General features: G+C 44.3%; 16 protein-coding genes. 6 read left to right on the forward strand and 10 right to left on the reverse strand.

Annotation, left to right across the window (positions count from 1 at the left end; genetic code table 11):
- A complete protein-coding gene (locus tag AB8P72_RS11760) occupies positions 1 to 1728 on the forward strand; it encodes an anthranilate synthase component I family protein (RefSeq protein WP_193030569.1) in 1728 nt (575 codons plus the stop codon).
- Between the two features lie 122 nt (positions 1729 to 1850).
- Here AB8P72_RS11760 and hisC read toward each other — a convergent pair whose 3' ends face one another.
- The 8 genes from hisC to AB8P72_RS11800 form a co-directional block, all read right to left on the reverse strand.
- On the reverse strand, positions 1851 to 2984 hold the full coding sequence (hisC, locus tag AB8P72_RS11765; protein WP_193030571.1) for a histidinol-phosphate transaminase: 1134 nt from the start codon (positions 2982 to 2984) through the stop codon (positions 1851 to 1853).
- A gap of 99 nt (positions 2985 to 3083) precedes the next feature.
- Positions 3084 to 4388 carry a histidinol dehydrogenase gene (gene hisD / locus AB8P72_RS11770; protein WP_193030573.1) on the reverse strand — a complete coding sequence of 435 codons (1305 nt, stop codon included), beginning with the start codon at positions 4386 to 4388 and terminating at the stop codon, positions 3084 to 3086.
- 302 nt (positions 4389 to 4690) lie between these two features.
- Positions 4691 to 5386, reverse strand: a complete 696-nt coding sequence (gene hisG / locus AB8P72_RS11775; protein WP_102077686.1) for an ATP phosphoribosyltransferase — start codon at positions 5384 to 5386, stop codon at positions 4691 to 4693.
- A 95-nt stretch (positions 5387 to 5481) separates the two neighbouring features.
- On the reverse strand, positions 5482 to 6750 hold the full coding sequence (gene murA / locus AB8P72_RS11780; RefSeq protein ID WP_193030575.1) for a UDP-N-acetylglucosamine 1-carboxyvinyltransferase: 1269 nt from the start codon (positions 6748 to 6750) through the stop codon (positions 5482 to 5484).
- Positions 6751 to 6854: 104 nt separating this feature from the next.
- Positions 6855 to 7106, reverse strand: a complete 252-nt coding sequence (locus AB8P72_RS11785) for a BolA family protein (RefSeq protein ID WP_082894293.1) — start codon at positions 7104 to 7106, stop codon at positions 6855 to 6857.
- Positions 7107 to 7206: 100 nt separating this feature from the next.
- The gene (locus tag AB8P72_RS11790; protein ID WP_193030577.1) at positions 7207 to 8187 is read right to left on the reverse strand and encodes an alpha/beta hydrolase; all 981 of its coding nucleotides are present in this window, start codon (positions 8185 to 8187) and stop codon (positions 7207 to 7209) included.
- Between the two features lie 270 nt (positions 8188 to 8457).
- A complete protein-coding gene (locus tag AB8P72_RS11795) occupies positions 8458 to 9246 on the reverse strand; it encodes a BON domain-containing protein (protein WP_238060236.1) in 789 nt (262 codons plus the stop codon).
- 297 nt (positions 9247 to 9543) lie between these two features.
- Entirely contained in the window at positions 9544 to 10011 is a 468-nt protein-coding gene (locus tag AB8P72_RS11800; protein ID WP_198328630.1) for a YraN family protein, read from the reverse strand.
- A 158-nt stretch (positions 10012 to 10169) separates the two neighbouring features.
- Between AB8P72_RS11800 and rsmI the strand changes: the two genes are divergently transcribed.
- Both rsmI and AB8P72_RS11810 read left to right on the forward strand, forming a co-directional pair.
- Positions 10170 to 11129, forward strand: a complete 960-nt coding sequence (gene rsmI, locus AB8P72_RS11805) for a 16S rRNA (cytidine(1402)-2'-O)-methyltransferase (protein WP_198328629.1) — start codon at positions 10170 to 10172, stop codon at positions 11127 to 11129.
- 208 nt (positions 11130 to 11337) lie between these two features.
- Positions 11338 to 12357, forward strand: a complete 1020-nt coding sequence (locus AB8P72_RS11810; RefSeq protein ID WP_305935758.1) for an adenosine kinase — start codon at positions 11338 to 11340, stop codon at positions 12355 to 12357.
- 284 nt (positions 12358 to 12641) lie between these two features.
- Here AB8P72_RS11810 and AB8P72_RS11815 read toward each other — a convergent pair whose 3' ends face one another.
- On the reverse strand, positions 12642 to 13946 hold the full coding sequence (locus AB8P72_RS11815; RefSeq protein ID WP_369957793.1) for an O-acetylhomoserine aminocarboxypropyltransferase/cysteine synthase family protein: 1305 nt from the start codon (positions 13944 to 13946) through the stop codon (positions 12642 to 12644).
- A gap of 259 nt (positions 13947 to 14205) precedes the next feature.
- Entirely contained in the window at positions 14206 to 14889 is a 684-nt protein-coding gene (gene nfuA, locus AB8P72_RS11820; RefSeq protein WP_068405139.1) for a Fe-S biogenesis protein NfuA, read from the reverse strand.
- 414 nt (positions 14890 to 15303) lie between these two features.
- Between nfuA and AB8P72_RS11825 the strand changes: the two genes are divergently transcribed.
- The 3 genes from AB8P72_RS11825 (at position 15304) to AB8P72_RS11835 (ending at position 18406) form a co-directional block, all read left to right on the forward strand.
- Positions 15304 to 16293, forward strand: a complete 990-nt coding sequence (locus AB8P72_RS11825; RefSeq protein ID WP_198328623.1) for an alpha/beta fold hydrolase — start codon at positions 15304 to 15306, stop codon at positions 16291 to 16293.
- 142 nt (positions 16294 to 16435) lie between these two features.
- Positions 16436 to 17071, forward strand: coding sequence for a glutathione S-transferase family protein (locus AB8P72_RS11830; RefSeq protein ID WP_198328622.1), 636 nt, complete (start codon positions 16436 to 16438; stop codon positions 17069 to 17071).
- 270 nt (positions 17072 to 17341) lie between these two features.
- Complete coding sequence (locus AB8P72_RS11835; protein WP_198328621.1) at positions 17342 to 18406, forward strand: bifunctional nicotinamide-nucleotide adenylyltransferase/Nudix hydroxylase; 1065 nt, start codon at positions 17342 to 17344, stop codon at positions 18404 to 18406.
- The last annotated feature ends 39 nt before the right edge of the window (positions 18407 to 18445 follow it).

Here is an 18445-nt window from a genome sequence, read left to right on the forward strand (position 1 = left end):
ATGCTCGTAGCACCGCTTGTTAAAGCTGAGCAGACAGCATCTGCCCCATCGCCAGCTACTCAACCTAGCTGGCGTTTTGGTGATCTGTCTGCCGCAGAGTTACTGCCAAAACTACAGCGTTATTTGTATGGAAAAAATCCTAACGCAAACTGGCAATTGGTTTGGCTGAATAACGATGGGCGACCAGTGATTGGTTTATTACCAAAAATGAGCTGGTCGGTTTATTATTTTTCTAATTCTAAATTGCTTAATCAGAAGCCGAACATCTATAAAGTCATAAAAAATTGCCGTGGTGGTTTAGATAGCCATGATAAAAACGATCAAGCGATTACTAGCGCCTATATGAGTTATAGCGACTGGCAAGAGGATTTAATTGCTTATAGTCAGACTTATGACATAGATGATACTTGTGATAATAACTCGTCCTCAACTACAGAAATCGAGCAGCAGCCAAGTTATCAGCATGGATTAATAGGCTTTATTGGTTATGATATTGCCGCTTTTGAGCTTAGCCCAAACGCGCGAATAGAGCTCGCAGCGCAGCCTTGTGCCGCCTTAGGGCATTATGATATTTATCTAACACCAAACGCTGAGCAAACCAGTTGGCAGCTCACTATAAAAGACAGCGTCACTGATACTGATAACGAACAAAAAGGCGTACTGGTTAAAACGCTTATCTCATATTTAGATATATTGGATAAGGAATTATCTAACCAAGCTTTAGAAAAACCAGCACTTGAAACGTCCTATAAAACCACGCCTTTATTATTAAAAGCCCAATGGAGTAAGCGAGATTATCAGCAAGCATTTGATAAAACGCAAACCTATCTGCAACAGGGTGACTGCTATCAAATCAATCTCACCCAAGCGTGGCAAGGTTCTTTTAATCAAAGTCCTCATGATAATGCTACACCGATGCTTATTGATTACTTACCTGCCCTACATCGTAATACCCAAGCGCCGTTTGCAGGATATTTAGCGGTTAATCATGTTGATAACGAAATAAGCGTTGATACGCAAGATTATCAATTTGAATTGTTAAGCTGCTCGCCTGAACTGTTTTTTACCTTTAATAAAGACGATACTACTGGCAAACACCATATACGCACCAAGCCCATTAAAGGGACGATACCGCGTGGGTTAAATACTGCACAAGACAACGCTTATAAACAGCAGCTAATCGATAGCGAAAAAGACCGTGCCGAAAACGTCATGATTGTCGATTTATTGCGCAATGATTTGGGTAAATATGCCAAGATTGGCAGCGTCAAAGTGCCGCAATTATTTGCGATTGAAAGCTTTAGCAATGTGCATCATATGGTCAGCACCATCACCGCTGAGCTAAAGACAGATAGTCATCCGCTCAAAGTATTGTTTGGCAGTTTACCTGCTGGCTCTATCACTGGTACACCAAAAAAACGCGCTGTTGAAATCATCTCAGAGTTAGAAGGTGCCGCGCGCGGTGCGTATTGCGGCACACTGGGCTATATGAACTTTGATGGTAGCGGTCAGTGGAATGTCTTGATTCGCACGCTACAAGCAAGGCATGTAACAAATAACGAACTAGGAAAAGCAGGTCAAGTCAGTCTATGGGCAGGCGGTGGTATCACGGTTGCTTCTGATTGCAATGCTGAATATCAAGAATGTTTGGATAAAGTCGGCAACCTGTTAGGCGTTTTAGCTCAAAACAATATAAAGCAAGAAACTTACGCTTTATCTAAAAGGTAAATTAAAAACCAATAAAAAGCCTGCTTAACATAACGTTAGCAGGCTCTTTTATTTATATAACTTGTTATTTTGGCTTTATATTATTAAGGTGTAAATCTTAAACAAGGTATTACTCAGCAACATCACTCAGTAACGCTTTCAGCCTCTGTTTGTAGCGATTTTAAGGCATCAATCAAACGCTTATTCTGCGCTGCCGTACCAACAGTAATACGCAAGTACTCATTGATGCGCGGTTTCTCAAAATGACGCACAATGATACCTTGCTCGCGCAAATCAGCCGCCACACCTTTAGCATCACCATTTTTCGGACGCGCAAAGACAAAGTTAGCGTGCGATGGTAACACCTCATAATCAAGTGCCGTCAGCTCGGCGCTGAGCGCTCGGCGTAAATCAATGACTTGCTGACAGGTCTGGGTAAAATATTCGACATCTAAGACACTAGCGGTTGCTCCTGCTTGCGCCAACTTATCGAGCGGATAGCTATTAAAGCTATTTTTCATACGCGTCAGTGCTTCGATTAACGAGGCATTACCAAACGCCATACCGACCCGTAAACCGGCAAGCGAGCGTGATTTTGAAAAAGTTTGCGTGACAAGGATATTATCGCAGTCATTGATTAGGCTAATCGCCGACACTTCTGCATCTGAATCATTTTCTTGTTTCTGTGCAAAATCGATATAAGCTTCGTCAATCACAACCACTGAGTTTGAATGCTCGCCAGCAAGTTTACGAATATCAGCAAGCGATAACAGCATACCCGTTGGCGCATTTGGGTTAGCAATAATGATACCACTACAAGGCTGACGATAAGCATCAGGGCTGATACTAAAATCGGCTTCCAGGGCGATTTGTACCAACTCAATACCAAAGGTATGGGCGTAAACCGGATAAAAACTATAGCTAATATCAGGCGCTAAAACAGGGCGCTCTTTTAAGAAAAAGCTGGCAAATACCAATGCCAATACTTCATCAGAACCATTACCAACAAACACTTGATTGATATCAAGGTTATATAACTCGGCCAAGGCGGCACGCAAATCATCCGATTCAGGCGCAGGATATAAACGCAGCTCATCCGCTTGCTGTGCTAAGACTTTTGCGATGGCCTCGCCGACTTTTGGTGACGGCGGAAATGGGTTTTCATTGGTATTTAATTTGCACAAATTTTCATGCTGAGGCTGCTCGCCAGGGACGTAAGGTGACAGATTTCGCGCTTTAGATGACCAAAGTCTGGTGTCTATCTTTAACTCACTCATAAGTTATCCTACTCATTAGCCACATAAATGATTAAACGTAAATATTAAAATTGGGTTATTAAAATTAGCTTATTAAAACTCAACTACCTAACTGTTTTATTAGCTATCTTTTTGATAGCGATAGCGGGCTGAGCGCGCATGGGCTTCTAAGTCCTCACGCTGCGCTAAAATATCTGCGGTCTTAGCCAGTGGTTTACTACCCGCTTCACTACAATAAATAATCGAAGATTTCTTTTGGAAGTCATAAACACCGAGCGGTGAAGAAAAACGCGCGGTACCAGAGGTTGGCAACACGTGATTGGGACCGGCACAGTAATCGCCAATCGCTTCAGGCGTATGACGACCCATAAAGATAGCGCCCGCATGGCGAACCTCATTCAGCAGTGCATCAGGGTTATCAACTGACAATTCTAAATGCTCAGGGGCAACGCGATTAATCACCGCCATACCTTCCACGCGGTCTTTGACCAAAATCAGCGCGCCACGGTTTTTTAGTGAATCACGAGCGATATCAGCTTTTGGCAATTCTGCTAAGGCTTTTTCAATCTCCGCCGCCACTTCTGCAAGCTGCCGTTCACTTGTCGTGACAAAGATAGCTTGGGCGATACGGTCATGCTCCGCTTGTGACAATAAATCCATCGCCAACCAATCGGCGCGATCTTGCGCCTCGCCTTCTGCATAGACCAATACTTCAGAAGGGCCGGCAATCATATCAATCCCAACTTGACCAAATACCGCCCGCTTCGCTGCGGCGACATATTTATTACCAGGACCCGTGATTTTATCTACGGCTGGTATGGTTTCGGTACCGTATGCCAAGGCCGCAACCGCTTGTGCTCCGCCAATGGTAAAGACGCGGTCAACTTGTGCCAAATGCGCCGCTGCCAACACTAATGGATTGAGCACGCCCTTTGGCGCTGGCACGACCATGATTACCTCGGCAACGCCAGCCACTTTGGCAGGAATTGCATTCATCAATACCGAAGACGGATAAGAGGCCAAACCGCCGGGCACATAAATACCGACACGATCAAGCGGCGTGACTTTTTGCCCTAAACGATTGCCAAGCTCATCTTCATATTGCCAAGTTTCTTGCACTTGGCGCTCATGAAATGTCTGCACGCGTGTCGCTGCCGTCATTAACGCATTTTTTACCTCATCATCAAGATTGGCAAACGCATCAGCAAGCGCTTGTTTAGACAGCTCTAACTCTTGTATCGCCTTCGCTGGATGCTGATCAAACTCTTGGGTCAACGTCAGTACCACACTGTCGCCACCATGACGTACCTTTGCAATGATATCGTCAACGGTTTTTAATAATTCAACATCGTTGACGGTTTCAAAAGCGAGAAGCTGGATCAATTGACTGTCAAAATCAGCATCTTGGGTACTTAGTTGGCGCATGACTGAATCCTATAGGTGAGCATAAAAGTCGGCTATAAAAAAATAGTTTGGATAAAAGAGCAAATAAGAAAAGTTTGGTCTGTCTGCTTATTTCCGCTTATTTGCACTTATTCTTAGTTATCTCACTCAGATTATACTGAGCTTTTATTTTCTAGCAAGCAAATACAAAAAAACCAGTTTAGCACGCTATATCTATCCTAGAGCGCCAAACTGGTTTAAATTTTTGTATAGTCATGCTTGATATTATCAATGATTGCTAGCGTTTAATAACAGAGCTTTATCAATACTGAATAAACGCTCATTTAAGAAGCACTGGCAATACTATTTTTAAAACTGTCTAAAATCGGCTCAAGCAGGGCAAATTTACGTTTGTAGCTGACTTGATTGACGATAAGGCGTGACGATACATCACAAATATGGTCGCGCGCTTCAAGTCCATTGGCGCGCAGCGTATTACCCGTATCGACGACGTCAACAATCAAATCGCCCAGACCAACCAATGGCGCAAGCTCCATTGAACCATACAGCTTAATCACATCGACTTGCTGACCTTGGCTGGCAAAGTAAGCGCGGGCAACATTGACGTATTTGGTCGCGATACGCAGACGACGATTTGGCAGCGGCGCACCTTTAACGCCCGCTGTCATCAGCTTACACTGAGCAATCTGCAAATCGAGCAATTCATAAACGTGATTGGCACCATGCTCAAGTAACACATCTTTACCCGCCACGCCAAAATCAGCAGCGCCGTGTTCAACGTAAGTTGGCACGTCACTGGCGCGTAAAATTAACACGCGTACATTTGGGTTAGAAGTTGGGAAAATAAGCTTGCGCGACGCCTCAGGGTCTTCTAACAATTCAACACCAGCAGCGCGCAGTAAAGGCATCGTCTCTTCTAAAATACGACCCTTTGAAAGCGCCAGTGTCAAACCTGAAAACGCCTCATTTACTTCATTTAATAAACCATCATTTGGTAAGCTGTTACTTGCTTCAGTCATAATGACTCGTGTCCGTGTACAGTTAGTTGCCTTACTTAACAGGCGTTATTAATTTATTAGGTATCTATAGCGATAATAATGGTTAGTGAACCAATTTAGTCATTGGTATTAATACGCTCGATATTGACCCCAAGCGCGCGCAGTTTTTCTTCGACGTGCTCATAGCCACGATCAATATGGTAAATACGATCAATCAAGCTCTCGCCTTCAGCAGAAGCCGCCGCCATGACCAGTGACATCGACGCGCGCAAATCCGTTGCCATCACTGGCGCCGCAGTAAAGTGCTCGACGCCTTTAACCACAGCTGTATGACCGTCTACTTGAATGGATGCGCCCAAGCGGTTGAGTTCCGGCACGTGCATATAGCGATTTTCAAAGATATTTTCGATAAAGGTGCTGGTACCGTCAGCAAGGCAGGCAATCGCCATGACCTGCGCTTGCATATCGGTTGGAAAACCCGGATGTGGCTGGGTACGAATATTGACTGGTAGTGGGCGACCTTTCATTTGCGCGCGAATCCAATCATCGCCTGTGGTAATAATCGCTCCCATGTCTTCAAATTTTTCTAATACAGGCGCTAATAAAAGTGCTGAAGTGTTTTTGGTCAGCACATCACCGCGTGTCATCAAAGCGCCGGCAAGATAAGAGCCCGTTTCGATACGATCGGGTACGACCGAATATTCACAGCCATGCAAGCGCTCAACGCCTTCGATGGTCATGGTTGCCGTACCAATACCGCTGATTTTAGCACCCATCGCTACCAGCATATTGGCCAAATCGACCACTTCTGGTTCAAGCGCACAGTTACCAAGTACGGTCGTGCCCTTTGCCAATGCCGCGGCCATAATAACGTTTTCCGTACCGCCAACCGTCACCATATCGAATGAAAAATTACAACCGATAAGCTTGCCGCCTTTTGGCGCTTGGGCTTTGACATAGCCATTTTCGACGCTTATCTCAGCACCCATGGCTTCAAAGGCTTTTAGATGCTGGTCGACAGGACGTGAGCCGATGGCACAGCCGCCCGGCAAAGACACTTCGGCTTCGCCAAAACGCGCCAGCAAAGGGCCTAAAACCAAAATCGAGGCGCGCATGGTTTTGACCAAATCATACGGCGCATAAAAATTGTCGATATTCTTGGTATCGCAAACGACAGTGTCACCCTGCTTTTGAATATCAATGCCCATGCCAGCGATCAATTCAATCAAGGTGCGCACATCTTGTAGCGATGGCACATTATGTAACGTCGTTGGGGTCTCGGCTAAAATCATAGCAGCGAGTAACGGCAGAGCGGCATTTTTGGCGCCTGAGATGGTGACTTCCCCTGCGATACGACTGCTACCGGTGATTAAAAATTGATCCATAAAGGTGACAACCTAGCGATAAGTATAAAAAATATGAAAAACCAGAAATGATAAAACCAGCAATATCCATTGCCGGTGCGACAAATCCTAGTCATAAAAAAGGCTTAGCCTTGCGATTGCACTTCCCATTCGGCAGGCGTTAACGCTTGAATATTAAGCGCATGAATATCACCGCTAGCAATTTTGTCATTGACCAATGCGTAAACGGACTGCTGGCGTTGTACTGCGCGCTTACCTTCAAAACTGGCATCGACCACCCGTACATCAAACTTGGTACCTTGATTGGCAGCTTGAATAAAAGCATCAGGAAAGTGAGTTTGTAAAAATGCAATCAAATCGTCAGCGTTCATGCTCATAGAATATTCTGCCTTAAAGGTTTAATAGGTGGATATAAAGTTAGCCATTATAACAAGAGTTTGACCATCTTACAGTACTGTCTTCTACAACTGCCTTTAACTATTGCAGCGTTTTATCCAAATAGCTGAGCACTTGCGCGCGCACATCATTGACCCAGCGTAAAGGTGGCGCCATCGCCCCGATGCTGGTGGCATGACTGGCACCTGCGATTTCGCCTGTTTCAACCTTAACGCCTGCCGCTTTTAACGCCTGTGTCATTTTAAGGGTATTGCTTATATGAACGACTTTGTCTTTTTCAGCAGACAATAATAAATAGGGCGGCTGCGCACCTTTAATATTACGGTCTGGCATGATGTTATCGGGCGTGGCGTTTGCCCCAAAAGCGCTGGCACTACTGAATTTACGAAAGTCATAACTATAAGGCCCTGCAATACCAATTACCGCAGCAATATCGCTTGGTTTCACCCCATACGGCGCTAAAAAGTCTTCATTAGCGACGGCAGCAACCGCGTTAAATGCGCCCGCAGAATGCCCTATCACCGCCAAGCGCTTGGGGTCAGCATGTAAACTTTCGGCATTCTTATAACTCCACGCGATGGCCTGCGCCGTATCTTCTACATAATCAGGATAAACGTGCTCAGGCGCTTTACGATAATTAATCACTGCCGTGACATAGCCTGCTTGTGCCAAACTCTGACCAACAAAGGCGTATTCATCTTTACTGCCGCTTTCCCACGAGCCGCCATGGACGAAAACCACCATCGGATAACTGTGGTTAATTGGGTTATCAGCAGTCGCTTTTTTTGACTGCATGGCTTTTGCTAAAGGTTTGGGATAATAAATATCTAAATCCTGCAAAGGCTTGTCGCCATACAAGATATTTTTACTGACACCAACGCCGCCATTTGAGGTGATACCATTCACAACAGCCAGTGCCGATAACGCTTGTGCTTGCTGAGTCGCAAGCGCAATACCGCCGACAGCCAATGCTGCCGTCACACCGACGCTGATAGGTTTAGGTAGGCGATTTTTTCTTGGTGCAGGCTGTAGCTGTACGGTTGCTTTACTTAAATCCTTCATCGCCAGTATTCCTATTATAAGCTTGTCGTTTGGTCATAGTTGATTAAAACTCAATAGTAGAGTCACGGCTTTTTCACTTTTTATAATTTTAGTTAGCGCGTTTTTGGCTAAAGCCACACTTCTACTTTTTACGTTTTATATCTTACTGGCAGACTGAGGTTTTAACGTTCTGTTCCTGTTACGAGTGTTTAGGTTTCTTGTGTTTATTAGCGAGACAAGGCTTTTGATAAAGGTAAACATAGCAACTTGATAGTGGCAACTTAATAACGGCTAATTAACGGGCGCGCCATTCTCGTCGACGATAATCGGCGTAGCGTTAATCGGTGGCTCTACTACACTTGTGACCTCAGGCGCTGCTCGACTATCGAGCGCTGGCCCTCTGGTAGGGTTGGCTAAATTCTCTTCATACATGATATCGTCCTCGCCTATCTTCACCCCTCTATCGTCAACGACGGTGGTCAGCAGCACCAGCTCTGTAATGCCGACAGTATTATTGGCAATATCAATCAGGTGGCTTTGCTGCGTCGGCGTCATGCGACCCATAATATAAACCACGCCATCATTGGTGACCGCCTTTATTTGCGAGGCTTTTACGCCATTACTAGAGGCTATTTTTGCCAGTAGTTTGGAGGTGATATAACCATCGTGAACGGTTGAGCTATAGCCCCTTGAGGCGCTCACATTCAGCTCATTATAGACGTGACGGACGTCTGGCATAGAGCCAACCACTTTTTCAATTTCTGTCTTAATCTCTTGCGTTGGCACCTCACCGGTGAGCAGCACCTCACTATTAAAACTATCAATGCTCATACGGCTGATTTGCTGCAAATTTTCTTGCAGACCATAGACGTTAATCTTGACGGTATGCTCGATACTGCGGTCAAGCAGGCGCTGCGGAATAGTGCGCTCGGTCATCGGTACGCCATACGTTCCTTCTGTGCTATTGGTCAAATAGTTGGTGGTACAGCCTGTGGCGACGATGCTGGTCAATAGCATAACGCCAATCGCCTTACGGCGTGATGAACCAAAAATAGCAGTGTGCAAATGCATCCGTGTCATGATTTACCTCTTAGAGCGTGATGATTAACTAATGATTAATAGGGTGACGCTTGATAATGGCTAAGCTCGATAATAATTAAGCTTGATAATAAAAACGATTAATTATGCTGATGCTTAATAATGACAATGATAGGAATATGATTAAATGAACCGTTTTTAATGCCGCTACTTTACTGAAATTTTATGCTAGGCGGTTAGGCTTTTGGTAACGATAGCTTGATGCTTTATTTATTTTACTTTTTAGCTTAACCTTTAAACCAAATCAACGTTCCAGCATTTTAAATTCGTAAAGTCCTTTTACCACGCTGACGCGATAAAAGCGCCTTGCAGCCATTCTGGTTGAGTGTTTTTTGACGTCGTTTCTTTAACCTCACTACTCTTGTTTTTATGACTGGCACTAGTATTGACATTAGTATCATAGGCTATCACATCAAACCGGTACTCGAAGTCATTATATTCAGGATGCTGCTGCAAAAAATAGCGCGCCGCTTTGATAATTTTATGTTGCTTACTTTTCGTCACGCTAAGGGCAGCATCACCAAATCCTGAACGCTGCCGTTGCCGCACTTCAATAAATACCAGTGTCGACCACGCCTGCCCTTTTTCTAGCATAATTAAGTCGAGCTCACCCACTTTTGGTTGTTGCCAATTTTGCGCAATCAATATCAAGCCTTGCGCTTGCAAAAACGCACACGCTTGCTGCTCAAAACGGCTGCCTTGACGCTGGGTCGGTGAAGTTAGGTTTAAGGGTTTGTCATTTACCATCACGGGCTTTTATTATCATGGCTATCGGTCAGCGGAACATTTGAGAATTATCATAGCACATCATGCTAAACTAACCACTTTCGCGTTTTCATAATCGCTTTTCATATGCGTTTTTAATGCTCTTTCTTAAGACAATTTCTTAATACTCCGAGGTTTTCATGTCTAGCCCTACCGCGATGCCAGCTTGTCTCTATATCGTTGCCACGCCGATTGGTAATTTAAGCGACATGACACCGCACGCAATTGACGTTTTAAAGCAAGTTGCCATCATCGCCTGTGAAGATACACGCACCTCAGGCAAACTTTTATCACATTTTGGTATTAATACCAAAGGCAATAAGGTTGAAGATAGCGAAGAAGGAACGGGTTACCATAATAAAAATGCTGCCGAAAACGAGTCTGATGGCGCTGCTAAACAAAAAGGTCATCATAAGCTTTGGGCGTATCATGAACATAATAGCGCCATTCAAACCCCCAAAATTATTGAGATGATTCAGCAAGGTCATTCGGTTGCCTTGATTAGTGATGCTGGCACGCCGCTGATTAGCGATCCCGGTTATCAATTGGTACAAGCCGCTCATGCTGCTGGTGTTCGCGTCTCTCCTATTATTGGTGCTTCTGCTGCTATTGCTGCGCTATCGGTTGCAGGATTGCCCTCAGACCGTTTTAGCTTTATTGGTTTTTTACCAGCCAAAACCCACGGTCGCCAAAAACAATTAACGACTCTCAATTCACGTACCGAAACTTTGATATTTTATGAAGCGCCGCACCGTATTGTTGCTAGCTTAGAAGATATGGCAGCTATTTTTGGTGCAGAGCGCGAAGTGACGTTTTGCCGTGAATTGACCAAAACCTTTGAGACCGTGCATAAAAGCACGCTTGGCGAATTGGTCGAATTTGTCAAAGCTGATGACAATCAGCAACGCGGTGAAATCGTCGTGGTCGTCGCTGGGGTAAATATGGCGCAGGACGATGATGATATCAGTATCCACGATAAATTATTACAGCGTTTATTAGAGGATTTATCGGTTAAAAAAGCCGCTGCCTTGGCCGCTGATATCACAGGCGTCAAAAAGAACGCACTTTATCAGCGCCTGCTTGAACTACAAACAGCATAGTTTGTGGTTATAAAAAATTAAGCGAAGCAGCCATAGATTAAGTAACAGCAAATTAAGTATTGATAAATTAAGTATTGATAAATTAAGTATTGATAAATTAAGTATTGATAAATTAAGTATTGATAAATTAAGTATTGATAAATTAAGTATTGATAAATTAAATGTCAGTAAATTAAGTACTGGTAAATTCATTGAGGAGAGAAACAGTATGTACGATGTGATGGCAATAGGTAATGCCTTGGTTGACCACGAATACCTGCTGTCGGATGCAGCGCTAGAAGAAACCGACCTGACCAAAGGCAATATGACGCTTGCAGGACTCGAAGAGCAGCAGCAGTTATTGGCGTATTTTAAACTGGCCGACATTGCGCCATCAAAACAAGCAGGCGGCGGCTCAGCGGCCAATGCAATGTATGCCTTTGCAAGCTTAGGCGGTAAACCTTTTTATGCTTGCCGCGTCGGTGATGACAAGCAAGGCGAGTTTTACCTAAAAGACTTGCATGAAGCGGGCGTTGCCACCTCCCCGCAATCCATCCATGCAGGCGGCGTGACTGGCTCATGCGTGGTAGCAGTGACCGAAGATGGTGAGCGTACCATGCAAACATTCCTTGGCACCTCAAGCGATATTACGGCTAATAACGTTGACTTTGAAGCATTAACCCAAGCTGGCTGGTTATATTTAGAAGGTTATTTGGCGATGTCCGAAGGTATCCAGCCTGCGATGACCAAACTACGCCAACAAGCTGGTATCAATGGCGCCAAAATTGCCGTCAGCTTTGCTGATCCTGCCGTGGTAAAGTTTGCCAAAGAAGGCCTGCTTAATATGCTCGGCAATAAAGTCGCGGTGATATTTTGTAATAGTGAAGAAGCCAAATTATTCACCGATAAAAAACAGCATAAGTCGGCGGCGCGAGCCTTACTTGAGCATTGTCAGACAGCAGTCGTTACCGATGGACCCAATGGCGCTATCATCGCTCATAAGCCAAATGATGAGTCAGAGATTGAAATTTTTGAGGTTCCTACGCCAGCTGTTGTAAATGTTATTGATACCAATGGTGCCGGCGATAACTATTCTGGGGCGTTTTTATATGCTTTATCGCAGCATTATAGCTTGCCAGAATGCGGACAACTTGCTAGCGAAATCGCCGCCCAAGTGATTCAGCAGTTTGGTCCACGCCTCGCATCAAAAGAGTATCAAGATATCTCGCGCCGCGTTTTAACGGTTTAGTGGCTGGATTATTTGATTACTAAAGCGCTAAAATCTAAGTTTCTAAGTGTCTGAGATGGCGTTTCTAGTTTACCTCTAATAAAAGATAGTGCTGCTGGGATAAATTTTGCGCAGCCTCTGGAGCGACGAAGTCGCACAGCAAGCAAGGAAAATTTGCACCAGTAGCACTTTATAATATTTTCGCGCTTTTATTTAGGATTGCCTACAAAACTTTAGCATCTAATAAGCAAAAGCCCATCTCAAATCAATATGGGCTTTCTCTGTATGCAATATCTTATATTTGACTAAGCCGTAGCCAATGCTTGCTCTAAGTCGGCCTTAATATCTTCGATGTGCTCAATACCAATCGATAAACGAACCATATCCGCACTGACGCCGGCATTTTCTAGCTCTTGCTCGTTAAGCTGACGATGAGTGGTTGTGGCTGGATGACAAGCGAGCGACTTAGCATCACCGATATTGACCAAGCGCGTAATCAGTTGCAGCGCATCAATAAAGCGCGCGCCTGCTTCGAGGCCACCTTTTACCCCAAAGGTTAAAATAGCAGATGGCGTGCCCTTCATGTATTTTTGCGCAAGCTCATGCTCAGGATGGTCAGGTAGACCAGCATATTTTACCCAAGCAACTTTGTCATGGTCGCGTAGATATTCAGCAACCGCTTGCGCGTTTTGCACATGACGCTCCATACGCAAGCTCAATGTCTCCATCCCTTGCATGATACCAAAAGCATTGAGTGGGCTAATTGCTGCGCCAGTATTACGTAAAGGCGCCACGCGAGCACGAGCGATAAAGGCCGCTGCGCCGACGTCTTTGACAAAGTTTACGCCGTGATAGCTTTCATCTGGGGTGTTTAATAATGGGAAGCGCTCAGGATAATCGCCCCAAGGGAAAGTTCCGCTATCAACAATCGCGCCACCAATTGAGGTGCCCGTACCGCTCATGTATTTGGTCAATGAATGAATGACGATATCAGCGCCAAACTCAAATGGACGGCACAGCGCTGGCGTCGCAACCGTACTATCAATCACCACTGGTACGCCATATTCATGGGCGATGTCACTCAGAGCTTGGATATCGACGATATTACCCAGTGGATTACCGATACTTTCTGCAAAGACCATTTTGGTTTTATCATCAATTAAATCACGAATCGCTTCAGGGTTTTTATGGTCAAAAAAACGGACTTCGATACCTTGACGCGGCAAAGCATGGGCAAATAAATTATAAGTGCCGCCATATAAGGTCGATACGGCGACGATATTATCACCTGCTTCACAAATGGTTTGAATCGCATAAGTGATAGCCGCCATACCTGAGGCAACTGCTAACGCCCCGATACCGCCTTCAAGTGCCGCAACGCGCTCCTCTAACACCGCCGTCGTCGGATTCATGATACGGGTGTAAATGTTGCCAGCAACTTTTAAATCAAATAAATCGGCGCCATGCTGGGTATTATCAAAGGCATACGAGCTGGTATGATAAATAGGCACGGCGACCGCTTTGGTGGTTGGCTCGACGCTATAGCCAGCGTGAATCGCTAAGGTTTCAAGGCGCTGGGTATTGTGCTTGGCTGGTTGTCCGTCACTCATCAGGTGCTCCTAAAATTTTATGGGATATTTACAGGGGTATTAATAGGTTATTAAACCCATATTTTTTTATCAAAATTAGTTATAACAAAAAGTCATAAAAAAAGCTGAGTTAATCATAACCCAGCTTCTTTATTAAAAGAATAGCAAATTTTTTATCTCTTAATGACAAATATTCATAAGCAATTTTTATAAACAAAGAAACTAATAAGCATATTCTTAGATGATATCGGCGCTATTTTTTATAACGACTTGTCATTTTCTATTTATAATAAGCGTTTTCTGTACGTGTATGGTCGGTTTCATCGATGACTTGCGTCAGCTCTGGAATTTGTTGTTTCAGCTGCACTTCAACACCTTGACGTAAGGTCATATCAACCGCTGAACAGCCTTGGCAACCACCACCGAATTTCAGTATAGCAGTCAGACCAACGCCTTCTTCTTCAACCAATTCAAGCAGCTGGACATCACCGCCGTGAGCGGCCAAGCTTGGATTAATCTCCGACTGTAAGACATAATTGATACGTTCTTCGACACTGGCATCGGCACCAACTTTTGGCACTTTTGAGTTTGGCGCACGGAACGTCAACTGCCCACCAAAACGGTCTTTATTATAATCAATCACCGCATCTTCTAAATAAGGCACGGACGCCGCTTCAATAAATGCCGAAAAATCGTCATAAGTCAGTTTTAAATCAGCGCTGTCTTCTTCGCCCGGCTGGTTATAAGCCATACAGCATTCGGCACGCGGTGTACCTGGATGTTCGACGAAAATACGCACGCCGATACCATCGGTATCTTGCTTCGCCAGTAAATCTGCCAAATACCCTTGCGCCGCTTCAGTGATGGTAATGTTACTTTTAGCTTCGGTTTGCTCAGTATCTAATGCTGACTCGTAATCGGCAGTAGGATCTACTTGAGTATCAGTTGGATTGTGTTCACTCATAATGCTTCCTATGTGTTATGACACAAGCGTTATATTGTCCACGTCTACTGTGTCGTCTATGTGAGGTTGGGACTAATGAAATCACCATCATTTTGGCTTATCGTTTTAATGCTTTGACCGTGATGAAAACTTCTTTATGGCTCTTTATGGCTCTTTATGGTGTCTATTATAGCGCACTTAACGCATAATTCCGACTGGGCTAGTGTGAATTGGCAGTAGCGATTTTTAAGCGCTGAGGTTTTAAGCGATGGCTATTTTTAATAAGGCTTACCTATAGTAAGCTGCCTTTATCTTCATAGTATATAAAGACGGCGTGCAGACTTATCAAGTCTAGCGGGCGTAGAATGCACCAAAGAGCTTATGAAAATTTTAAAAGAATAAATATCAGAATCTTAACTATTTTGAGAGAGCAGTATGTTGACTGAGAATCTAAATTTTGTGACCACCAAAGATGCCGTACAAATCGCTATTTGGGAAGTTTTTGATAATGAAAAAAGCCATCAATTATCTATCGTTAATGCGCATCAAGGTCAAAATATCTTCTTAACGCACGGCACTTTTTCGGACAAAAAAACCTGCTTAAGAATCGCCGAATACTTAGCTGAGCTTGGACATCATTGCTATATCATGGAATGGCGCGCTCATGGCGCAAGCTCAAACCCCACAGACCAATTCAATTTCGAAACTGTCGCCACCTATGATTTTGCCGCCACTTTTGATTATTTATTTAACGAATTAAAGCTCAGCAATTTACACTGCGTCACCCATAGTGGCGGCGGCGCTTGCTTAACGATGTTTCTCATTCAAAATCCGCAGTATATCAATAAAATAAATAGCATCAGCATGTTTGCTTGCCAAGTGTACGGCGCCATCGTCAATCTGAAGAACTATTTTAAAATAGTCGCCGCCAAGATGTTTACCCGTCTATTTGGCTATATACCCGCCAGAAAACTCAAACTGGGACCCATCAATGAAAACCATCACACCATGAATCAATGGTATGAGTGGAATTTGCATAAAAACTTCCACAGCAGTTTTATTAAACAAAGTGATATAAATGCGAATGGTATTCAGAAAAGTGCTTTTGATAGCCACACTCGCCAGCAAAATACTCCTGAAAGTGCGATTTTTGATTATCGGCAGTATATGCCGAATATTACCGTACCCATTTATGCTATCAGCGCCAAGGGTGATAAATTCATCTCGCCAACTCGAGGTTGCCTGTCACTTTTTAACGACTTTAATCGCTCGCTCAACAAAAACTCTGCTAACGTTTTTCGTGAATACGCGCGAAGTCATGGTGACTTGGATGATTATACCCATAGCCGCATTTTAAACAGTCGTACGGCTGCCAAAGAGATTTGGCCAACGGTGGCGGCATGGATTGCGCAACATGCAGGGTAAACTTGCAGATTAGAATAGGTCAAATGACGCAAACAGCATAATACTACATCTCCTAAAACTAACTTCACATAACATAACTGACTTGGCCAGATTGGCTGTTTAGACTGGATTGAACGCTATAATAAATCCACAGGAGTAGTTTATGCAGTTATATGTCATACCAGGAACTTGCGCCGTTGTACCGCACACTGCCCTCGAATGGACGGGGACAGATTACGAGCTTAAGCTTTTAGATCACGATTCGGTCAAATCAGAAGAATATCTACGTATCAATCCGCAAGGCGCGGTGCCAGCTATCGTCGATGGCGACACTATCATTACTCAAAACATCGCCACCCAAGTCTATATCGATGCCGCCTATCCCGATGCCAATATATTTGGTTCAGATACCTCACCAGCTGGTAAAGGTGAACTGATGCATTGGCTAGGGTTTTTGAATGCGGATCTGCATAAAGCCTTTGCCCCGCTCTTTGGCCCTGATGGCTTTGTTGAAGGGGATGCAGCACAAGAAAGCTTAAAACAAAAGGCCAAAGAAAAAATCGCCCATTTGCTTAGACTGCCCAACGAGCAGCTCGGTAAAACTGATTATCTAACAGGCAGTAAAACCACGGCTGATATTTACTTATACATCACCCTAACGTGGGCGAAAAAGTTTGAGATCGATCTATCTGACTATAAAAACCTTGATACCTTTGTCAAACGTATTGAAGAAGATAAAGGTTTGACCGCCGTCATTGAGCAGCAAGGCTTAGAAAAAATCAAAACACTTGAGATTTGATATTATTAATGCTTTGAGCGTTTGCAAAAACCTTTCTAACCTTAACCTTTCTAGCCTTTAGAAGGGTTTTTGCTTTTATATCTATAAAAATATTATCCTTTAAAATAACATTCATGGCGCAAAAACCAAGCGCTAAAATTCGTTAAAGCGATAAAGTCACGGCACTAAACATCTTTATACTTGTCAGCCAGATATAGGCTGTGTCAGTATTAGCCTCTTTGAGACATTTTAAATTGATAATTAATAGCAGTAAGTTAGGAGTTGGCCGTTATGAGTGAATCAGCAGAGCAAGGTTCGGATAAAAGCTCGGATAAAAATAACAGTAAAGACTACCGTTATTTGGTATTTATTGGACGTTTCCAGCCGTTTCACTGCGGGCATAAGGCAGTGGTCGATGAAGCATTAAAACGTGCCGATAACGTCATTATGCTGATCGGTTCTGCCAACCTGCCGCGCAGTCTGCGTAATCCATTTAGTGTCGATGAACGGGCGGCGATGATTAAGAACACCTACTTGCCAGCAGAAGCGGCGCGAATTCACTGTGTCGGCCTCGACGATGCACTCTACAATGACACGCGTTGGCTGCAATATGTGCAGACGGGCGTCAAATCCGTCACCGGCGACTTACAGGCTGATATTGGGCTGATTGGTCATTCAAAAGACAGCTCATCTTATTATTTATCCTTATTCCCAAATTGGGCGTCGGTTTCTGTACCCAATTATCACAATTTATCCGCGACCCCTATTCGTGACAGCTACCTGATGGGTGCCACGCCAACGCCTGAGCGCACCCCTGAGTCGACCCGCAACGTCCTCAATGACTTTAAAAAGACCGATATTTATCAAAACCTGCATGAAGAAGCCGATTTTGTCGATAAATATAAAAGACAATGGGAATCTGCGCCTTATCCACCGACCTTTATGACCGCTGATGCGCTCGTCGTACAATCAGGGCATATTTTATTGGTTGAACGCCGCAGTATGCCAGGACGCGGGCTATGGGCATTACCGGGTGGTTTTTTGAATCCAAAAGAAACACTCTTTGATGCCTGTATCCGCGAGCTACGCGAAGAGACGCGCTTAAAAGTGCCTGAACCGGTGCTACGCGGCTCTTGTCATAGTCAGCATACCTTTGACGACCCGTATCGCTCAGCGCGTGGGCGTACGATTACCCAAGCTTTTTATTTTCAGCTAAAAAACGACCCAAAAGGGTTGCCAAAAGTCAAAGGTGGCGACGATGCAGCCAAAGCGTTTTGGCTGCCACTCGCTGAGCTTGATGCCACCATGATGTTTGAAGACCATTATGCGATTATCGCTAAAATGGTTGGTTTGTAGGCTTTTATCAGGCGACTGTGCAATTTTTATTAACCTTTT

The sequence above is a fragment of the Psychrobacter sp. CLB018 genome (assembly GCF_041222815.1).
Lineage (GTDB): Bacteria > Pseudomonadota > Gammaproteobacteria > Pseudomonadales > Moraxellaceae > Psychrobacter > Psychrobacter faecalis.